Below are 18,705 nucleotides of genomic sequence, written 5' to 3' on the forward strand. Positions count from 1 at the left end.
GGGTTATCCCCCATCCTTCACCTGATCGCCGTCGGCGAGCATCTTCTGCAGCAACGCGTCGACGTCGTCGTCGGACAGGTCCGACATCTGGGACAGCAGCTCCATCTCCTGCGCCGCCTGCGGCTTGCTCGCCGGGACATCCTGCGCGGCAGGAGCATCCGCGGGCTTCTGCGCGCTGTCGGCCAGTTTCTCACCGAGCCAGCCGGACAGGCTGGTGACGCTCGGACCGTCGAGCAGGCGGGCCACCGGCACCACGATGCCCAGTTCACGCTCCACCTGAATACGCAGTTCCAGGGTGATCAGCGAGTCCACCCCGAGGCTGTTCAGCGGCGCCACCAGGTCCAGGCTCCCCGGCGCCAAGCCGAGCTTGCCGGCGACCAGGTCACGCAGGTAGGCCGACAGCAGCCGTTGGCGTTCCTGCGGATCCGCTGCCAGCACAGCGTCATACAGCCCGCCGGCAGGGGTTCCACCCTCTTCGGCAGCCACGGGTTGCACGTCGGCCAGCAGCGACGGGTGGACGTTCGGGCGCCACTTCGGCCAGTCGATGTCGATCACCAGGGCCTGCGTGGCAGACCCGTCGATCAGGATCCCCAGCGCCGCGAAGTAGTCGTCGGCCGACATCCCCTCCACGCCGTAGTGCGAGAAGTGCCGGTGCAGTTCGGAATTGGTGAACATGCCCAACCCCGCCCACGGGCCGAAGTTGACGCTCAACGCCGGCTGCCCAGCAGCCCGGCGATGCCAGGCCAGCGCGTCCAGGAAGGCGTTCGCGGCACCGTAGTTCGCCGCACCCGGCGAACCCAGAACCGATGCGGCCGAGGAGAACAGCACAAAGAAGTCCAGTTCGGCATCCGCGGTCAGGGCATGCAGGTTCCAGGTGCCCTGGACCTTGGGTGCCATCACCTCACGCAACTTCGCCGCGTCCAGGCGGGCCAGGATCGCGTCGTCGACGGTGCCGGCGGCGTGCACCACGCCGCGCAGCTCCGGCATGGTCGAACCGATCGTGGCGAGCACGGCCGAAACATCCTCGGCCTTGGTCACGTCTCCGCGGGCGACGGTCACCTCGGCACCGGCGGCGCGCAGCGTTTCCAGCGTCGCCTCCGCCGCCGCCGACGGCGCACCGCGGCCCATCAGGACCAGGTGGCGGGCGCCGCGAGAGACCAGCCATTCGGCGATCTTGCCGCCGACCGCGCCCAGGCCACCGGTGATCAGGTAGGTGCCATCGGCACGCACCGCGAGCTCGCCGGCGTCCGCGGGTGCGGTGTAGGCCTCCAAGCGGGCCACATAGCGGCGGGGGCCGCGCAAGGCCACGTCGGAATCCGTTGCGTCCGACCAGATCTCACTGAACAATCCGCGCAGCTCCTCGGGGCCGCCGGAGACCGACAGATCGACGCCGGTGGCCCGCAGCTCCGGGTACTCGTGGTCGATGCTGCGGCCGAGACCCCAGACCGGGGCCTGCGCGACCGACACCGGACCGGACTGATCCCCGGCCGGCTGCGCGCCGCGGGTCACCAACCACAGCCGCGGCGACTCCGGCCAACCGGCCAGGGTCAGCGCCTGGAGCAGGTGCACGACGCTCAGCGACCCGATGTCGGCGGCCGTCTCAAGAGAAGCAAGAGATTCCGGGCCGGCCAACAGGTTCCACAGGTGCACCACGCCGCGGCACGGCGGACGGTCGCCGCCGAACGCCGCACGCAGCAGCTCGGCGAAGTGCTCGGGCCGGGCCGGGTCTACCCGGTAGCTGTCAGCGCTGATCCGTTCCATCGCGGCGAGCCCGACGACCGGCTCCACCAGCACGCAGGACTGCGCCTGCGCCTCGAGGTGGTCACGCAGGGTGTCGGCGACCGGGCCGTCGGACAGGATCAGCCAGCTGCCCGGCTCGGCGGGACGGCCGTCGGATCGGCTCTCGCCGCCGATGGGGACCGATGCGGGCTGCCAGTCCATCTGGTAGATGCGGTCGGTGGGATCCACTACGACGGTGGGAACACCGGAGTCACCGGCGGCCAGGGTGCCGGTGGCCAGTAGCGACCAGCCCTCGCCGGCACCGCCGAAGCACTCGAACGTATCCCCGGTCAACGCGAACTGCACGGTACGCACCTGCGCCGTGTTGCCGCGCAGCGTCAGCTCACCGACCGAACGGCTGCCCGGCCCGAACGCGACCTCGGCCGCGGCCAGGGCAAGCTCGCCGAGCTGCTCGGCGGTCAACGCCGTGGTGATGTCGAGCTCGGCCAGCACGGTGTCCGGCTGAGCGGCGGAGCGGATGGGCCCGCGCCAGCCACCGGGCGCACCGCCGCCGTGCCGCGGCGCCGAGATGGAACCGGCGTTGAGCCAGGAGTGCACTCGCTGCCACGGGTAGGTGGGGGCCGGCACCAGCCGGCTGCCCTCGGGGTAGATCTGCTCCCAGGCCACCGGATGTCCCAGGGTGTAGAGCGAGCCCAGCGAACCGAGCATGGTGGAGCGACCGTCGTCGTCGCGGCGCATGGACGGCAGCAGAACGGCACTGCGGTGCAGGTGTTCGGCGTCCTCGCGGGCCCCGGTCAGCAGGATGGGGTGCGGGCTGAGCTCGACGAAGGTGTCGTGTCCGGCCTCCAGTAGGCGGCGCAGCGCCGGCGAGAAGCGGACCGGCGAGCACAGGTTGGCTACCCAGTAGTCGGCGTCGAGCGGCCGCTCGCCCACCGGCTCCCCGGTGACCGTCGAGTACATCGGCACCGTCGGCACGGTCGGCTTCAGCTTCACCAGGCTGCCGCGCAGACCGGAGGCCAGGGCGTCCATCTGCGGGCTGTGCGAGGCGACGTCGACGTCGATCCACCGGCAGAACCGATCGCGCTGGTTCAGCTTGGCCATCAGCTCTTCGAGCACCTTGCGCTCACCGGCGAGCACGGTGGAGCGGTAGCTGTTGCTGGCGGCCACGGCCACCTCACGCTCATGGCCGGCGATCAGGTCCTGTGCCTCAGCCATGGTGGTCTCGGTGACCATCATCGCGCCGCGGCCGCGCACGCCCCGCAGCATCCGGGCCCGGGCGCAGATCACCCGTGCGGCGTCCTCCAGGTTCAGTGCGCCCGCGACGTGGGCGGCCGCGACCTCGCCGAGGCTGTGCCCCACGACCGCGACCGGCTCGACGCCCCAGGACCGCCACAGCGCCGCCAAAGCCACCTGGATCGCGAAGATGGTGGGTTGCAGGATACCGATGTCGTTGAGCTGAGACTTGCCCGAATTTTCTTTGGCGGCAAGCGCTTTGAGGACCGAGTGCCCCAGGTGCGGGAAGATCGCGCTGTCGCAGGCCGCCAGGGCCTCGGCGAACACCGGCTCTTCGGCCTGGAGCCGCTGCGCCATGCCGTGCCACTGGGAACCCTGCCCGGAGAAGACGAACGTGACCCCGTGCCGGGGGCGGCCCGGCGAACAATGCCCGACCGACAGGCCCGGCCGTGATTCGCCCTGCCGATAGGCCGACAGCGACTCGAACAGTGCCGCCGGCGAGTCACCGACCACCGACAGTCGGTAGTCGTGGTGGCCGCGTCGGGCGCCGGCGGTGTAACACAGGTCGGACAGGAAGGTCCCGCCCTCGAGGCCACCGGAGAAAAGAGCCATCTCGTACTCGCCGACCAGCGCGGTCAGCGCCTCCGGGGAGCGCGCGGACAGCGCCAAGAGCTCGGCGCGTGGCGGAGCCGACTCATCGGCGTAGCGGGCGCGGACCTGCGGGGCCTCGGTGAGCACGACGTGGGCGTTGGTACCGCCGAATCCGAACGAGCTGACCCCGGCGATCGCGCGGCTGCCCGCCGGCCACGGCGTCTGCTTGGTCACCACTTCCAGCGGCAGGCTGTCGAACAGGATGTGCGGGTTGGGCTCGGTGAAGTTCAGGCTGGCCGGGATGGTGCGGTGCTGCAACGACAGCGCCACCTTGATCAGTCCGGCGACCCCGGCCGCGGCCTCCAAGTGCCCGATGTTGGTCTTGACCGACCCGACCAGACAGCGGCTGCCCTGCGGCCGGCCCTCGGACAGCACGCTGCCCAGGGCGTTGGCCTCGATGGCATCGCCGATCGAGGTTCCGGTGCCGTGCGCCTCGACGTACTGGACCGAGCCGGCCGGCAGGCCCGCGCGACGGAACGCCTCGGCGACCACCCGCTCCTGCGCCCGCCCGCTGGGGGCGATCAAACCGTTGGTGCGGCCGTCGGAGTTGGTGGCACTGCCGCGGATCACCGCATAGATGGGGTCGTTGTCCTCCAGCGCCCGGCTCAGCGGCTTGAGCACGACCACCCCGGCGCCCTCGCCGCGGACGTAGCCGTCGGCGTCGGCGTCGAAGGTCTTGCACCGGCCGTCGGGGGCCATCACGCGGGCCTTGGTGAAGTTGATCGCCAGCGCCGGCGACAGGATCACGTTCACGCCGGCGGCCAGCGCCATGGAGCACTCGCCGTCGCGCAGGCTGCGGCACGCCAGGTCCACCGCAACCAGCGACGACGAGCAGGCGGTGTCGACCGACATGCTCGGCCCGTGGAAGTCGAAGGTGTACGACAACCGGTTGGCGGCGATGCTCAGCGCGTTGCCGGTGCCGGTGTAGGCGTCGACGAGCTGGGGCTGGCCCAGCCGCAGGGAGCCGTAGTCGTTGGTGGAGATGCCGACAAACACGCCGGTTCGGGTGCCGGCCAGCGCGTCGGGCGCCTGCCCGGCGTCTTCGAGCGCCTCCCAGGCCACCTCCAGCAGCAGCCTCTGCTGCGGGTCCATCTGCGCCGACTCACGGGGCGAGATCCCAAAGAATTGAAAATCGAACTGGTCGACCTGGTCGAGGAACCCGCCCCGGCGGGTGACCGCGGTGCCCGGCACCGTCGGGTCCGGGTTGTAGAAGGCGTCGACGTCCCAGCGGTCGCCCGGCACCTCGCTGGTGGCGTCCACTCCGCCGGACAGCAGCCTCCAGAACTCCTCGGGGCCGTCGGCGCCCGGGAACCGGCAGCCGATGCCGACGATCGCGATCGGCTCGTCCGCGGCGGGACGTTCGACCCTTTCGGCCTCCCGCTCAGCGGCGGGGGCATCCGTGGCGACCCGGGCCAGGTGTGCCGACAGGATGTCGATCGACGGGTACTCATAGGCGATGGTCGGGACCAGCTCGCAGCCCAGCCACTTCTCCAGGGCCGTCGACAGGCGCACCGCGTGGATGGAGTCCAGCCCGTAGAACGCGAACGGCTTGGACGGGTCGATCTCGGCGACCGGCAGCTCCAGGTCCTGGGCCAGCTGGTTGACCAGCCAGGCGCTGATCTCGGCGGCGCTGCGCGTGCCGGAGTCGGGCCCGGACTCAGCGGGGACGGGAGCCGCCGGGGCGGTCGGCGCCGCGGGCGCGGCAGCTGACGGCCACTGCGCCACGATGGGCAGCTCGCCGTCGAGGTACTGCTTCTTACAGGCGTTGCGCTGGATCTTGCCGCTGGAGGTGGTCGGCAGCTGCAGGGGCTGGACCAGCACGACCGAGTGGGTGCGCACCGAGTGGTTCTGCGTGACCGCGGTGCGGATCACCTGCATGGCCTCGTCGGCCTGCTCGCCGGACAGCCGGCTCGGGTCCACCTCCTGGACCACCACCAGCTGCTCTGCGGCACCGGGCTCGGGGGCGATCGAGAACACCGCGCCGCGGCCGCGCAGCAGCGCCGGGTTGGTGTTCTGGACGGTCAGCTCGATGTCGTTGGGGTAGTGGTTGGTGCCGCGGATGATGATCAGGTCTTTGCGGCGGCCGGTGACGAACAGCTCCCCGGAGTGCAGGAAGCCCAGGTCGCCAGTGCGCAGGAACGGGCCTTCACCGGTGTCGGCCAGCGTCGCGGCGAACGTCTCCGCGGACAGCTCGGGTGCACCCCAGTAGCCGTGCGCGACGCTGCCCCCGGATACCCAGATCTCGCCGACCCGGTCCGCGGCGCACTCCAGGCGGGTGTCGGGGTCGACGATGATCACCCGCTGGCCGCCGCGCGGCTTGCCGCAGCCGACCAGGGTCGCCACATTGGGGTCGTCGGCGGGGACGTCGATCACCCGGTTGTCACCCAGAGCGACCCGGTCGATGTGCTGCACCATCGGCGTCGGCAGGTCTGAGCCGCCGGAGACCAGCAGGGTGCCCTCGGCCAGCCCGTACACCGGGTAGAACGACTCCGGCCGGAAGCCCGACTCGGCGAACAGTTCGGCGAACCCGTCCAGAGTGGCGGTACGCACGGGCTCGGCGCCGCACAGCGCCACCGACCAGTTGGACAGGTCCAGCGCGGCGCGCTCCTGCGGGGTGCTCAGCTCGACGCACAGGTCGAAGGCGAAGTTCGGCGCGGCGGTGATCATGGCGCGATGCCGGGAGATCGCCTCCAGCCAGCGCATCGGCCGTTTGATGAACGCCGTGGGGGGCATCAGCACGGATTGCCCGCCGACGTACATGGTTGCCAGCAGGCCACCGATCAGGCCCATGTCGTGATACGGCGGCAGCCAGAACACGCCGACCACATGCGGCATGTCGGTGTTGGCGCCCCAGGCCTCGGAGATGGTCATCAGGTTGTGCACCAGGTTGCCGTGGGTCAGCACGACGCCCTTAGGGGCGCTGGTGGACCCGGAGGTGTACTGCAGCATGGCGATGCTCTCGCCGTCGATCTGCGGCGCCACCCAGGCACTCTCGGCGCCGTCGGCGATGTCGACGTCGATGATCGTCCAGCGCAGCGTCTGTCCACCGGGCAGCGCGTCGATGGCGGGCCTGATCTTGGGCTCGATCTCGGCGTTGGTGATCGCGTATCCGGGCTTGACGTCGGCGATGATCGACTCGACGCGCGGAACCAGGTGCTCGCGCATCGGCGGGTGCACCGGAATCGCGATAGCGCCGGCGTAGAGGCAGCCGAAGAAGCCGGCCAGGAAGTCCAGGCCGGGCGGGCACAGCACCAGCACCCGCTCACCGGCGGCGCCGTTGGCCTGCAGGTTCGCGGCGATCCGGCGGGCGCGCAGGTCGAGCTCGCGATAGCTGATCTGGCTGGTCTCGTTCTCGTCGCCGTCCCGGGAGAAGGTGAACACCGGCATGTCTACGCGCTGCTCGGCCCGCTGCGTCAGCAGATCCACCAGTGTGCGCAGGGGGTTTCCCGTGTCGTCCGGCCGGCTCATCGCGCTCGCGTCTCCCGTATTACTAACGAAGATTGGTTTTATCAGATTAAAAGCCCGGGCCTTCTCGCAGGCAACCTTGATTAAGGCTACATTAAGAAGCCGGACACCCAATCTCGCAATTTTCGCCGGAGTACGCCCAAACGGGCAAGTTAGGTGACCACATCACGGCGAAGCGCCTGATGAGGCGTGCGTCATCCCTCCAGCTTGTACCCGAGTCCACGCACCGTAACCAGGTGCACCGGGTTGGCAGGATCGGCCTCGATCTTGGACCGGAGCCGTTTGACGTGGACATCGAGTGTCTTGGTGTCACCGACGTAGTCCGCGCCCCACACCCGGTCGATCAACTGACCGCGGGTGAGCACCCGGCCGGTGTTGCGCATCAGGTATTCGAGCAGGTCGAACTCCTTGAGCGGCAAGGTGATCTGCTCACCGTTGACCATGACCACGTGCCGTTCGACATCCATGCGCACCGAACCCGACTCCAGCACGCCCTCGCCGATGCCGCCCTCGTCGTCGCCGCCGCGGCGCAGCACCGCGCGGATCCGGGCGATCAGCTCGCGGGCCGAGTACGGCTTGGTCACATAGTCGTCGGCCCCCAGCTCCAGGCCGACGACCTTGTCGATCTCGCTGTCGCGGGCAGTGACCATGATCACCGGCACGCTGGAGCGGGCCCGCAGCTGCTTGCAGACGTCGGTGCCCGACATCCCCGGAAGCATCAGGTCCAGCAGCACGATGTCGGCGCCGGCCCGGTCGAACTCCGCCAGGGCCGCCGACCCGTCGGTGACGACGGTGGCCTCGAATCCCTCCTTGCGCAGCAGGAAGGCCAGCGGGTCCGCCAGCGACTCCTCGTCCTCAACGATCAATACGTGCGTCATCGGCGCTGCTCCTCATGGTCGCTGTTGCTCATCTTTTCCCGACTCGCCCGGTTGATATGCCGGAATGGTCAGAGTGAACGTCGAGCCGGTGCCCGGCTGACTCCACAGCGTGATGGTGCCGTTGTGGTTGGCGGCCACGTGCTTGACGATCGCCAGACCCAGCCCGCTGCCGCCGGTGGCCCGCGACCGGGCCTTGTCGCTGCGGAAGAAGCGTTCGAACACCCGCTCCTGGTCCTTGGGAGCGATCCCGATGCCCCGGTCGGTGACGGCTACCTCCACGAAGCCGTTGCGGCGGCGGCGGCTGATCGACACCGGCGATCCGTGCGGGGAGTAGGCGATGGCGTTGGACACCAGGTTGGCCAGCGCGGTGACCAGCAGCGTCTCTTCTCCGAGCACCCGGAAGCCGCTGGGGGCGTCGGTGGTGATGGTGATCTCGGCGTTGTCGGCGGCCACCTTGTGCCGGGAGATGGCCTCGTTCACCACGCTGTCGACGTCGACGACACCCAGGTCCGGCAGCGGGTCCGCGCCCTGTAGCCGGGAGAGCTCGATCAGCTCACCGATCATGCTGGCCAGCCGGTTGGCCTCCACCAGCACCTTCTCCGCGAACGGGCGCACCGCCTCGGGGTCGTCCGCCGAGGCCAGCAGCGCCTCGGCCAGCAGCCCCATGGCACCGACCGGGGTCTTGAGCTCGTGGCTGACGTTGGCCACGAAATCGCGCCGGCTGGCCTCCATCCGAGCCTGCTCGGATTGGTCGTCGACGATCACCACCGCGAACCGGACGTCCTGCTCGGAGAGCAGCCGGGCGTACCCGCGCACCGCGGACAGCTCCGAGCGGGTGGCCCCGGCCGCCCGATTGGCCGCGGTGAGGTCGAAGACCACCTCGTCCTCGCCGTCGAGTGCGCGCCGCGCGGCCTCCCAGGCGCCGTCGTCGAGCAGCCGGCCACGGACCAGTCCCAGGGCCGTCGCCCGGTCGTTGAGGTAGACGACGTCACGGTGGTTGTCGACGACGACGATGCCCAGCGACGCGTGCGAGACGATCTGCTGCAGCATCTGCGAGACGGTGATCCCGGACCGTTCAGTGGCCACCCGGCGGCGGCGCGCGGCCAGCCGGGGCGCGAGCCAGATTCCGGCCCCCGTGCCGACCGCGAGCGCCAGCAGTGCCGACACCGCAACGAGCGTCAGCGCGGTTGTCGCAGCCACGGCCAAATCGTACGCAGTCCGGCCCGCTCATCTGACCAGCATTCGACCCTGACGTGCGCCGAACGTGAATTCACGACGAAGATTTCACCGGGGATCCACCCGGAATTCACCCTGAGTGGGCCGATCGGCTACTTGGCGCCCTGGTTGGCCACCGCCGCGGCCCCGGCGGCCGCGGCCTCCGGGTCCAGGTAGACGCCGCCGGGGACGGTCGGGCGCAGGTTGCGCAGGTCGTAGCGCAGCGGGATGCCGGTCGGGATGTTCAGGCCGACGACGTCGTCGTCGGACATGCCGTCGAGGTACTTCACCAGGGCCCGCAGCGAGTTGCCGTGCGCGGCAATTATCACGGTCTTGCCGCAGCGCAGATCCGGGACGACGACGTCGGTGAAGTACGGCAGGAAACGGTCCACCACGTCGGCCAGGCACTCGGTCAGCGGGCCGCCGCCGATGTCGGCGTAGCGGGGGTCGGCGTCCTGGCTGTAGCGGCTGCCGGCCTCGATCGGCGGCGGCGGGGTGTCATAGCTGCGCCGCCACGTCATGAACTGGTCGTCGCCGTAGCGCGCCTTCGTCGCGGCCTTGTCCAGGCCCTGCAGTGCGCCGTAGTGGCGTTCGTTGAGCCGCCAAGTGCGGTGCACCGGGATCCAATGCCGGTCGGCGGCGTCCAGCGCCAGGTTCGCGGTGGTGATCGCGCGGCGCAGCAGCGAGGTGTAGAGCACGTCCGGCAGCAGGTCGTGCTCCACCAGCAGCTGCCCGGCACGCACAGCCTCGGCACGGCCCTTGTCGGTCAGGTTGACGTCCATCCAGCCGGTGAACTGGTTGCTGGCGTTCCATTCGCTTTCGCCGTGGCGCAGCAGCACCAGAGTGGCAGTCTCAGACATGCGGGTCAGTGTCTCATGGGCGCCAAGGGGTTACCGTCGAAGGAAGGTCCGATTCGGGATCGGGGGTGTGCTTGTGCATCTAGCCCGACTTTTCGCCGCCGCACTGCTGGCGCTCTCGGGGGTGCCACTGGTTGGGCCCCCGACTGCAGCGGCCAAGCCGTGCGCTGACGTCGAGGTGGTATTCGCTCGTGGCAGCGACGAGCCGCCCGGTGTCGGCAAGGTCGGTCAGGCCTTCGTCGACGCGCTGCGCGACGACCTGCCCGGCCGGTCGATGGCGGTGTATCCGGTCAACTACGCGGCGGTCAGCGGTTTGTCCAACGGCCTCGAATTCGAGCGCAGCGCCATCGCCGGGATCCGCGACGAGGCCAACCACCTGATGTGGACGACGCTGGACTGCCCGGACACCGAGATGGTGCTGGGCGGCTATTCCCAGGGAGCGGCCGTCACCGGCTACGCGACCATGTCATCGGTTCCGGCCGGAGTCCCGGCCGAGTTGGTGCCGGACCTACCCGAGCCGGTGCCCGACGTGGTGGCCGATCACGTCGCGGCGGTGGTGCTGTTCGGCAAGCCCTCGGCGGCGTTCATCCGCCGCTACGACGCGCCGCCGGTCGTGGTCGGCCCACTGTATGCGTCCCAGACCCGCGAGTTCTGCGCCCAGAACGACACCGTCTGCAACGGCGGCGACGGTATTCCGTTCGGGCACATGGATTATCCGACCAACGGCATGGCTGTGACCGCCGCGAAATTCGCCACCGGCAGGATCGCAGCCGACGCGAGTCGGGGTATCAGTCTGCACGGCTGGCATAGGAGCGACGACGTGGGCGGCGTCAGGCTCCCAAACCCAGAAACACCATGAGGGAGCGCTCGATCTCTGCCATCAATGTGGTCGAAACGCGACCGATCCGAATCCCTAGGTTTGATCGTCGGACCGTCGTGATCTTGTCCACCATGGCGAAACTGGCCTGAGCAGTCCACCCATTCCGTTGCCGCGAACAAAAGCACCTCAACCTGCATCATCACCGTCACGGTCGATCAAATGCTCGAACGCCCGCAGGTTCTTCAGCGACTGCCCGGTGGACACCCGCCACTCCCATTCCTTCTGGATCGAGGTGGCAAACCCCAACTCCAGCAACGTGTTGAAGTCGAAGTCGACGGCTTCGAGCACCTGCCCGAGCACCCGGTCGAGCTCGTCGGCGGTCACCGAGGCCAGCGACATCCGGCCCACCAGATAGATGTCGCCGACGTTGTCCAGGGTGTAGGCCACCCCGTAGAGCCGGCGGTTGCGCCGCAGCAGGTACCGGTAGACCCCGGCGTCGTTCTCGTCGGGCTTGCGACAGACGAACGCCTCGACTCGCACCGAGTGCTCCCCCACGCTGAGGATGGTGTTGGTCTTGAGCTTGCGTTCGCCGGGCAGCTCCACCACCAGTCCCGGCAGGCCGCCGTGGGCGCCCGGGAACGGCGAATAGGTCAGCTCGGCCGCGTCCAGGGTGTCCTCGATGAGCTTCCGGACGTCGCTGCGGTTCACGCCCGGACCCCGCGACGCGACGGCCACCGCCGGGGCCGGCGCGCCGACCCGAGCACCCGCATCCGCTCCCCGCGCGCCGCGGCGAAGTCCTCGATGGCGCTGGTGTAGCTGGCCAGCTGGGCGTCCACGGTGCGCTCCCAGGAGAAGCTCGCGGCGTGGCTGACCGCGGCCCGGCGCATCGCCCATCCGCGCGGTCCGGAACCCAGGCGCAGCAGCTCGCCGATGGCGGCGGCCCACGCGTCGATGTCATGCCCGTCGACCAGGCCCCCGGTGACGCCGTCACGCACCGCCACCGGCAGCCCGCCGACGGCCGCGGCGACCACCGGCGTCCCGCAGGCCTGCGCCTCCAAAGCGACCAGACCGAACGATTCGGAGTAGCTGGGCACCGCCACCAGGTCGGCCGCCCGGAACAGCCCGGCCAGCTCCTCTCGGGACTGCGGGGGCAGGAACGTCACCCGGTCACTGATTCCCAGTTCGGCGGCCAGCCGTACCAGGCAACCCGGTTCGGCCAGCCCGCTGCTGCCCGACGGACCGCCGGCCACCACCACGCGTACCCCGGGCAGCTCGGCGGCCGCGCGCAGCAGCACATCGGGTGCCTTCAGCGGCTGGATGCGGCCCACGAACGCCACAATCGGCTCGTCGGGCGCCAGCCCCAGCACAGCGCGGGCCTGCTGCTGGTCGCCGGGACGGAAGACCTCCAGGTCCACCCCGGGATGCGCGACGTCGATGCGCCGCGGGTCCGCGTCGTGCAGGGCGACCAGCTGGCGCGCTTCGTCGTCGGTGTTGACCACCAGCCGGTTCGCCGCGTCCACCACCTGCTGCTCACCGACGGCGCGCAACGGCGGTTCGGGGGTGTCTCCGGCTGCCAGCGCGGCGTTCTTCACCCCGGCCAGCGTGTGCGCGGTGTGTACCAGCGGCACCGCCCACCGGTCGGCGGCCAGCCAGCCGACCTGACCAGACAGCCAGTAATGCGAGTGCACGACATCGTAGTAGCCCGGCTCGTGGGCGGCCTCGGCGCGCAGCACCCCGGCCGCGAACGCGCAGAGCTGGGTGGGCAGGTCGTTCTTGTCCAGGCCCTCGAACGGGCCGGCCACCACATTGCGCACCAGCACCCCGGGCGCCACGTGCTGCACCGGCGGATCGGCCGACGACGTGGCCCGGGTGAAGATCTCCACCGCCACCCCGCGGCGCGCCAGGTGCAACGCGCTCTGCAGCACGTAGACGTTCATTCCACCGGCGTCGCCGGTGCCCGGCTGGGCCAGCGGAGAGGTGTGCACCGACAGCACCGCCACCCGGCGCACGTCGGATCCCAAGCCCTGGCTCACCTCGCCATCTTTACAGCCCGGTCAGGCCAAGGCTTCCGGGACCGCTCGGGAGAGCGACCCGCGGGAGCGGCGCATGGCACCGACCGGGTCGGCGTACAGCCCGCCCAGCGACACCGTTCCGGCGCCGGCCTCCTGCACCCGGTTGCCGAAGGCGCTGACCCGGATGCTGCGCCCGGCCAGCACCGATCGCTGCGCGAACGCGCGCTCCACCTCGGCCATGCCCTCCGGGTAATCGGTGAATCCCTGGCCGCCGACCACCAGGTCATCGGGGTTGAGGACGTCACGCAGCAGGGCCACGGCCTCACCGAGAACCCGAGCGCGTTCGGTGAGCAACGATGTCGCCCGCTCGTCGCCACCGCGAGCCGCCCGCACCAGGCCCGTGACTGCCGCCGAGGGCGCTCCGCCGCTCGCCGGCAGGACGCGCATCCGACGGGCGGCCGCCAGCACCGCCTCGTCGCTGACGGTGGATTCCAGCTGTCCGGTCCCGCCGAGCAGCTCCGAGGCGGCCGGCAGCCCGGCGATGGTGCCCGGACCGCTGGCGGGGCTGTGCACCCGCCCGCCGATCACCAGGGCATAGCCGACGGTCTCGCGCGCGTAGACGTAGAGGCTGGTGGCGTCGTTGACCGACGACCGGCGTCCCCCGAGCAGCAGTTCGGCGCCGGCCATCGCGTCCACGTGGGAGGCCACCGACACCGGCAGCCCGAGTTCCTCGGCCAGCACCGGGCCGACCGGTGCCGACGTCCAGCCCAGCCGCGGGTGGTCGACCATGCCGGTACCGCCGTCGACGGCCCCACCGATGGCGACCCCGACCCACAGCGGCCGGCGCTTCTGCCACCGGGTCAGGTACCGGCGGGCACTACCGGCCAGCGCGGCCAGCGCCGGCGCGGCCCCGTTGGCCGGGGTCGGGGTCTCGACGACGTCCAGGGTGCGGCCGAGCACGTCGGTGGCCACGATGCTGGTGGTCTTGGCGCCGATGTGCAGACCCAGGGCCAGGAACGGCTCGTGGTTGACCACCACCGGACGGCGAGGGCGTCCGATCGCGCCTGAGGTGGCCAGATCGGCCCGCTCCAGCAGCAGTCCCGCCTCCAGTAGGGCGCTGACCTGACGGTTGACGGTGGCCACGCTCAGGGAGGTGGCGCCGGCGATGGCCTCGCGGGCGATGGGGCCGTGTTGGCGCACCGCGGCGAACACCGCGGCACCGGCGGTGTCGGGCAGGTGCAGCGACGGCGGCAGGACGCGGGGATGCGAGCGCAGCGCGCCGTAGCGGTGCGGGGTGGAGTGGCCGCTGAGAGAAGTGGTACGCACGCTGTGCCGTCCTAGTCTGCAGAATCCGGATGGGGGCTGGGCTCCACCTGCGACCCGCGGACACTCGAAGGAGTTATTCGTAGCGGGTCAGGCGCAGCAACATGCGTGGCGACAACACGCGCCGTCGGCGGCCAGACGGACCGCCATCAGATTGCGGGCACTGCGGTACATAACCCAGCAATGTAGCACAGTCACTAATGTTGGGTCGATGATCACAACTGCGCCAGAACAGCGCACCGCAGTCGTCACCGGCGCCAGCTCAGGCATCGGCGAGGCGACCGCCAGAACCCTTGCCGCACAAGGCTTTCACGTCGTCGTCGCGGCCCGTCGCGCAGACCGGATCGCGGCACTGGCAACGGACATCGGCGGCACCCCGGTGGTAGCCGACGTCACCGACCCGGCCGCCGTCGACGCGCTGGCACAGGCCTGCCCCGGTCCGGTGCATGTTCTGGTCAACAACGCCGGTGGGGCCAAGGGCCTGGCGAACGTCGATGCCGCGGACCTCGAGCACTGGCGGTGGATGTGGGAGACCAATGTGCTTGGCACGCTGCAGGTGACCCGGGCACTGCTGCCCAAATTGGTGGCCTCCGGCGACGGCCTGGTGGTCACCGTGACCTCGATCGCGGCCTTCGAGATCTACGACGGCGGCGCCGGCTACACCTCGGCCAAGCACGCCCAGAGCGCACTGCACCGCACACTGCGCGGCGAGCTGCTGGGAAAACCGGTGCGGCTCACCGAGATTGCGCCGGGCATGGTGGACACCGAATTCTCCCTGGTGCGGTTCGACGGTGACCGGGAACGCGCCGACGCGGTGTACGACGGACTGACCCCGCTGACCGCAGCCGACATCGCCGAGGTGATCGGTTTCGTGGCGTCCCGGCCCCCGCACGTCGACCTGGACCAGATCGTGATCCGCCCGCGGGATCAGGCGAGCGCGACGCGGGCTAGCCGCCAGGTGCAGGACTAGGCGCCGGGGTCGTCGTCGTGGGCGTCCCGGACAGCGTCGGCGCATCGGTCGGAGTGGCCGGCGCCACGCTGGGCAGCGAGGCCCTCTCCGGAGCCGACGAATCCTCCTTCAACGCCGACATGGACACCCAGGTGTCCCAGTCCACCGCCCAGTCCCAGATGTCGCCGTCGGAGTAGGACAGCTGGATGGAGCTGCCGGTCACTTCGACCGGGTCACCGTAGATCGCGCTGTAGAAGTACTGCTCGGCGTCGCCGGTGGACAGATTGATGCAGCCGTTGGTGACGTTGGTGTTGCCCTGCGCGCTGGCACTGTTCGGGTTGGCGTGAATGAACTCGCCGTTGTTGGAGATCCGCACCGCCCAGCGCTCGTGGATGTTGCTGTAGCCGGCGGCCGGGTTGGACATGTAGAAGTCGGCGTACTTCTCGGTGACCACGTGCACGCCGTTGCGGGTGATGTTGCGGGCCTTGTCGGCCTGGCCGTAGCTGCACGGGAAGTCCATGATCACCCCCTCGTCGCGGATCACCTGGATGCGGTGCGAGGAAACTTCGGCCTTGACCACCTGGCGGCGCCCGATCTGGAAGTCCAGGGACATGTCCTGGGCGCCGTAGGCCCCGTCGCCGACCGCCAGGCCGTACAGCTTGGCGGCGACGCTGACGGTGGCGCCGGCCGGGAAGTAGTCGCGGCTCCGCCAGTGCACCCGGGCGCCCTGCACCTCGTCGGGCAGCCAGGCCCAGCTGCCCTCGACCGCCGGCTCGGTGGTGATGGTCAAGGCCCGCTCCACGGCGGCCTTGTCGCTGATCGGCCCGCTGAACTGCAGGATCACCGGGGCGGCGACGCCGACGGTCTGCCCGTCGGCCAGCTGGAAGCCGCCGTCGATGACGGCCGTCGGGGTGACGGTGGTGACCTTGCCCTCCACCGGCACCGCCTTACCGTCGTGGCCCACCACCGACCCGCTCCAGGTGTAGACGGCGCCGTAACCCAGCGGCTCGGTGACGGTGAAGCGGGTGCGTTCCCGGTTGAACGTTCCGCTGAGCACCTTGCCCGACGGGCTGGTCAGCGCCACCCGCTGGAGCCAGCCGTCGGAGACCTCGACCCCGACCACCACGGTGGGCAGCACGTCGTTCGCGTCATCCGAAGCCGGCTGAAAACTCAGGGTGGGCGAGGGCTGCGGCGCGGCGGCGGAGCCCTGGCCGCCCCGGCGGAAACACCCCGCCAGCGCACTCGGCGCCAACACCCCGGCAGCCAACGCCGCCAGGGCCCGCCGCCGGTTGAGGTTCACGGCATCCCAAGATACCGGCCAAGCCGCCTGACCACCTGCGATGTCGGTTACCGGGGTGCGGTCAGATGGCGCAGCCCACCAGCACCGGCTCGGGGTGCAGCACGATCCCGAACGCAGCCTGCACGCCGTCGCGCACGGTGCGTGCCAGCCTCAGCACGTCGGCACTGGTGGCCGTGCCCCGGTTGGTCAGCGCCAACGCATGTTTGGTGGACAGGCTCGCCGGCGCGTCCGGACCCGGATAGCCCTTGCCGAAGCCGGCCCGCTCCACCAGCCAGCCCGCGGCCAGTTTCACCCCGCCGGGGGCGTCCCAGTGCGGCACGGAGCCAGGTGACCGATCCGCGATCGCTTCATAAACATCCTGCGGCACAACCGGATTGGTGAAGAACGAGCCGACGCTCCAGGTGTCGTGGTCTTCCGTGTCGAGCACCATGCCCTTGGTGGCCCGCAACGTGAGCACCTCGGCGCGCACCGTCGCCGGGTCGACGCGCTGCCCGTCGGAGGCATTGAGTGCGGTGGCCAACTCGCCGTAGCGCAGCGGCGCGCTGCGCCCGGCCGCATCCAGCGCGAACTCCACCTCCAACACCACCGCGGCATCCGAGTGCTTCAGCACGCTGGTGCGGTAGCCGAAGTTCAACTCCGCGGCCGGCGTCCAGCGCACGTCACCGGTGCGCCGGTCCCACAGCAGCACCCTGGTCACGGTGTCGGCGATCTCCGCGCCATAGGCCCCGACGTTCTGCACGGGGGTGGCGCCGGCCGAGCCGGGGATGCCGGACAGGCATTCCAGGCCACCCAGACCGGAGGCCACCGCCTGAGCCACCACGTCATCCCAGACGGCGCCGGCCTGGGCGCGCAGCAGGTTGCCGTCGATCTCGACGGCATTGCTGGCGAGGCGGACCACGGTCAGGTCGGTCAGGTCGTCGGCGATCACGACGTTGGAGCCGCCGGCGAGCACCAGCGTCGGATCGGTGCCGTCGAGTTCGCCCAGCGTAGCCACGATCTGTTCGGTGTTGACACAGGTGATGACCCGCCGGGCGACCGGCCCGACTCGCAGCGTGGTCAGCGGCGCCAGCGGTACGGACTCGGCGACACGCGCGCCCGCGAACTCGGAACTGGCCACGGCCGGTAACGGTAGCCTGACCAGCTATGCCGCGTACATTCACGCTGTCCGAGCGCTACCAGGCCAGCGTCGAGCAGGTGTATGCCGCATTCGCCGACGAGCGGTATTGGCTGGCCCGGCTGGCGGATTCGGGAGCCGACACCGTCGCGCTGGATACGCTGACCGTCAACGCCGACGGCAGCATCGACATCAGCACGACGCAGGGGATTCATCGCGACAAGCTGCCGGCGCTGGCCGCGCAGTTCCACCCCGGCGACCTGGACACGGCCCGTCACGAGGTCTGGCATCCGATCCGGGACGGGAAGGCCCGCGCCGAGGTCACCGGCAAGATCGTCGGCGCCCCGGCGAAGCTGTCCGGCGACGCGGTGCTGGAGCCGGCCGGCTCCGGCTGCGAGCTCCGGCTGACCGCGACGGTTAAGGTCGACATCCCGCTGGTGGGCGGCAAGATCGAGAACTTCATCGGCACGCAGCTGGCCGAGTTGATGACGACCGAGCAGCGGTTCACGTCGACTTGGCTGGCGCGGGCCGAGTAGGGAGAATCCCCTTCTGGTACAGAATTATCGTACGATATTGGTACGGGATTTTGGTACGACGGAGGGTGCGGCGCTCATGACGATCAGTGCCAGCGAAGCGCGTCAGCGTCTCTTCCCGCTCCTCGAACAGGTCAACACCGACCATGAACCGGTGCGCATCAGCTCCAGGGCAGGTGACGCGGTGCTCATGTCGGCCGTCGACTACGACTCGTGGCAGGAGACGGTCTACCTGTTGCGGTCGCCCGAGAATGCCCGCCGGCTCATGGCAGCCGTCGCCCGTGACAAAGCCGGCAGTCCCGGCCCCACCATGTCCATCGACGAGCTCCAGGAGATGGCCGGCGGCCAGGAGTGAGGAGCATCCACATCGATCCCGACGCCTGGGACGACTTCTTGTTCTGGCTGGCGTCCGATCGGAGGACGGCCCGCCGGATCACCCGGCTCATCGGCGAGATCCAGCGCGACCCGTTCACCGGAATCGGGAAACCGGAACCCCTCAAGGGAGAACTGTCCGGGTACTGGTCACGGCGGATAAGCGACGAACATCGGTTGGTGTACCGGGCAGACGATCACGAGGTCAAGATCCTGAAAGCCCGATACCACTACTAATCTGGA

15 protein-coding genes are annotated in these 18,705 nt (G+C 70.0%); 5 read left to right on the top strand and 10 right to left on the bottom strand.

Annotation, left to right across the window (positions count from 1 at the left end):
- Positions 1–3: 3 nt before the first annotated feature.
- From K6T84_RS05685 to K6T84_RS05700, 4 genes are all read right to left on the bottom strand, one after another.
- Positions 4–7,092 (bottom strand): type I polyketide synthase, encoded by a 7,089-nt coding sequence (locus K6T84_RS05685; protein ID WP_225401292.1) that lies wholly within the window; start codon positions 7,090–7,092, stop codon positions 4–6.
- 191 nt (positions 7,093–7,283) lie between these two features.
- The gene (regX, locus tag K6T84_RS05690) at positions 7,284–7,967 is read right to left on the bottom strand and encodes a two-component sensory transduction protein RegX (protein WP_224864315.1); all 684 of its coding nucleotides are present in this window, start codon (positions 7,965–7,967) and stop codon (positions 7,284–7,286) included.
- Positions 7,968–7,979: 12 nt separating this feature from the next.
- The gene (locus tag K6T84_RS05695; RefSeq protein ID WP_225401291.1) at positions 7,980–9,167 is read right to left on the bottom strand and encodes a sensor histidine kinase; all 1,188 of its coding nucleotides are present in this window, start codon (positions 9,165–9,167) and stop codon (positions 7,980–7,982) included.
- 128 nt (positions 9,168–9,295) lie between these two features.
- Entirely contained in the window at positions 9,296–10,042 is a 747-nt protein-coding gene (locus tag K6T84_RS05700) for a phosphoglyceromutase (RefSeq protein ID WP_225401290.1), read from the bottom strand.
- 67 nt (positions 10,043–10,109) lie between these two features.
- On the opposite strand from K6T84_RS05700, the gene K6T84_RS05705 reads away from it, so the two are divergent.
- Positions 10,110–10,898, top strand: a complete 789-nt coding sequence (locus tag K6T84_RS05705; protein WP_408066056.1) for a cutinase family protein — start codon at positions 10,110–10,112, stop codon at positions 10,896–10,898.
- Here K6T84_RS05705 and K6T84_RS05710 read toward each other — a convergent pair.
- Genes K6T84_RS05710 through K6T84_RS05725 form a run of 4 tightly spaced genes read right to left on the bottom strand, consistent with a single transcriptional unit; the run spans position 10,870 to position 14,146 of the window.
- Complete coding sequence (locus tag K6T84_RS05710) at positions 10,870–10,992, bottom strand: putative type II toxin-antitoxin system PemK/MazF family toxin (RefSeq protein WP_255613074.1); 123 nt, start codon at positions 10,990–10,992, stop codon at positions 10,870–10,872. The genes K6T84_RS05705 and K6T84_RS05710 overlap by 29 nt on opposite strands.
- Before the next feature lie 53 nt (positions 10,993–11,045).
- Positions 11,046–11,567: a type III secretion system chaperone family protein gene (locus tag K6T84_RS05715; protein ID WP_225401287.1), complete on the bottom strand. Its 522-nt coding sequence runs from the start codon at positions 11,565–11,567 to the stop codon at positions 11,046–11,048.
- Positions 11,564–12,892, bottom strand: a complete 1,329-nt coding sequence (gene mshA, locus K6T84_RS05720) for a D-inositol-3-phosphate glycosyltransferase (RefSeq protein ID WP_225401286.1) — start codon at positions 12,890–12,892, stop codon at positions 11,564–11,566. The genes K6T84_RS05715 and mshA overlap by 4 nt, the downstream gene beginning before the upstream one ends.
- A 21-nt stretch (positions 12,893–12,913) precedes the next feature.
- Positions 12,914–14,146, bottom strand: a complete 1,233-nt coding sequence (locus K6T84_RS05725; RefSeq protein WP_408066064.1) for an ROK family protein — start codon at positions 14,144–14,146, stop codon at positions 12,914–12,916.
- Between the two features lie 259 nt (positions 14,147–14,405).
- Here K6T84_RS05725 and K6T84_RS05730 point away from each other — a divergent pair, with 259 nt between their 5' ends.
- Positions 14,406–15,164 (top strand): SDR family oxidoreductase, encoded by a 759-nt coding sequence (locus K6T84_RS05730; RefSeq protein ID WP_224864307.1) that lies wholly within the window; start codon positions 14,406–14,408, stop codon positions 15,162–15,164.
- Here K6T84_RS05730 and K6T84_RS05735 read toward each other — a convergent pair.
- The gene (locus tag K6T84_RS05735; protein ID WP_225401951.1) at positions 15,142–16,485 is read right to left on the bottom strand and encodes a L,D-transpeptidase; all 1,344 of its coding nucleotides are present in this window, start codon (positions 16,483–16,485) and stop codon (positions 15,142–15,144) included. The genes K6T84_RS05730 and K6T84_RS05735 overlap by 23 nt on opposite strands.
- 19 nt (positions 16,486–16,504) lie before the next feature.
- Positions 16,505–17,560: a UDP-N-acetylmuramate dehydrogenase gene (locus K6T84_RS05740; RefSeq protein ID WP_225401285.1), complete on the bottom strand. Its 1,056-nt coding sequence runs from the start codon at positions 17,558–17,560 to the stop codon at positions 16,505–16,507.
- 26 nt (positions 17,561–17,586) lie between these two features.
- On the opposite strand from K6T84_RS05740, the gene K6T84_RS05745 reads away from it, so the two are divergent.
- The 3 genes from K6T84_RS05745 to K6T84_RS05755 all read left to right on the top strand — a co-directional run bounded on the left by K6T84_RS05745 (position 17,587) and on the right by K6T84_RS05755 (position 18,699).
- Complete coding sequence (locus tag K6T84_RS05745; RefSeq protein WP_224864305.1) at positions 17,587–18,093, top strand: DUF2505 domain-containing protein; 507 nt, start codon at positions 17,587–17,589, stop codon at positions 18,091–18,093.
- 76 nt (positions 18,094–18,169) lie between these two features.
- Positions 18,170–18,445, top strand: coding sequence for a type II toxin-antitoxin system Phd/YefM family antitoxin (locus K6T84_RS05750; RefSeq protein ID WP_225401284.1), 276 nt, complete (start codon positions 18,170–18,172; stop codon positions 18,443–18,445).
- Positions 18,442–18,699, top strand: coding sequence for a Txe/YoeB family addiction module toxin (locus K6T84_RS05755; RefSeq protein WP_224864303.1), 258 nt, complete (start codon positions 18,442–18,444; stop codon positions 18,697–18,699). Before K6T84_RS05750 ends, K6T84_RS05755 begins: the two co-directional genes overlap by 4 nt.
- Positions 18,700–18,705 lie beyond the last annotated feature (6 nt).

It is taken from the genome of Mycobacterium zoologicum, from assembly GCF_020181635.2.
Classification (GTDB): domain Bacteria; phylum Actinomycetota; class Actinomycetes; order Mycobacteriales; family Mycobacteriaceae; genus Mycobacterium; species Mycobacterium zoologicum.

Bases quoted from the DNA above. Each gene is read 5' to 3' on its own strand.
- K6T84_RS05750 (WP_225401284.1), top strand. From the start codon at position 18,170: ATGACGATCAGTGCCAGCGAAGCGCGTCAGCGTCTCTTCCCGCTCCTC.
- K6T84_RS05685 (WP_225401292.1), bottom strand. From the start codon at position 7,092: ATGAGCCGGCCGGACGACACGGGAAACCCCCTGCGCACACTGGTGGAT.
- K6T84_RS05745 (WP_224864305.1), top strand. From the start codon at position 17,587: ATGCCGCGTACATTCACGCTGTCCGAGCGCTACCAGGCCAGCGTCGAG.
- K6T84_RS05700 (WP_225401290.1), bottom strand. From the start codon at position 10,042: ATGTCTGAGACTGCCACTCTGGTGCTGCTGCGCCACGGCGAAAGCGAA.
- regX (WP_224864315.1), bottom strand. From the start codon at position 7,967: ATGACGCACGTATTGATCGTTGAGGACGAGGAGTCGCTGGCGGACCCG.
- K6T84_RS05710 (WP_255613074.1), bottom strand. From the start codon at position 10,992: ATGGTGGACAAGATCACGACGGTCCGACGATCAAACCTAGGGATTCGG.
- K6T84_RS05730 (WP_224864307.1), top strand. From the start codon at position 14,406: ATGATCACAACTGCGCCAGAACAGCGCACCGCAGTCGTCACCGGCGCC.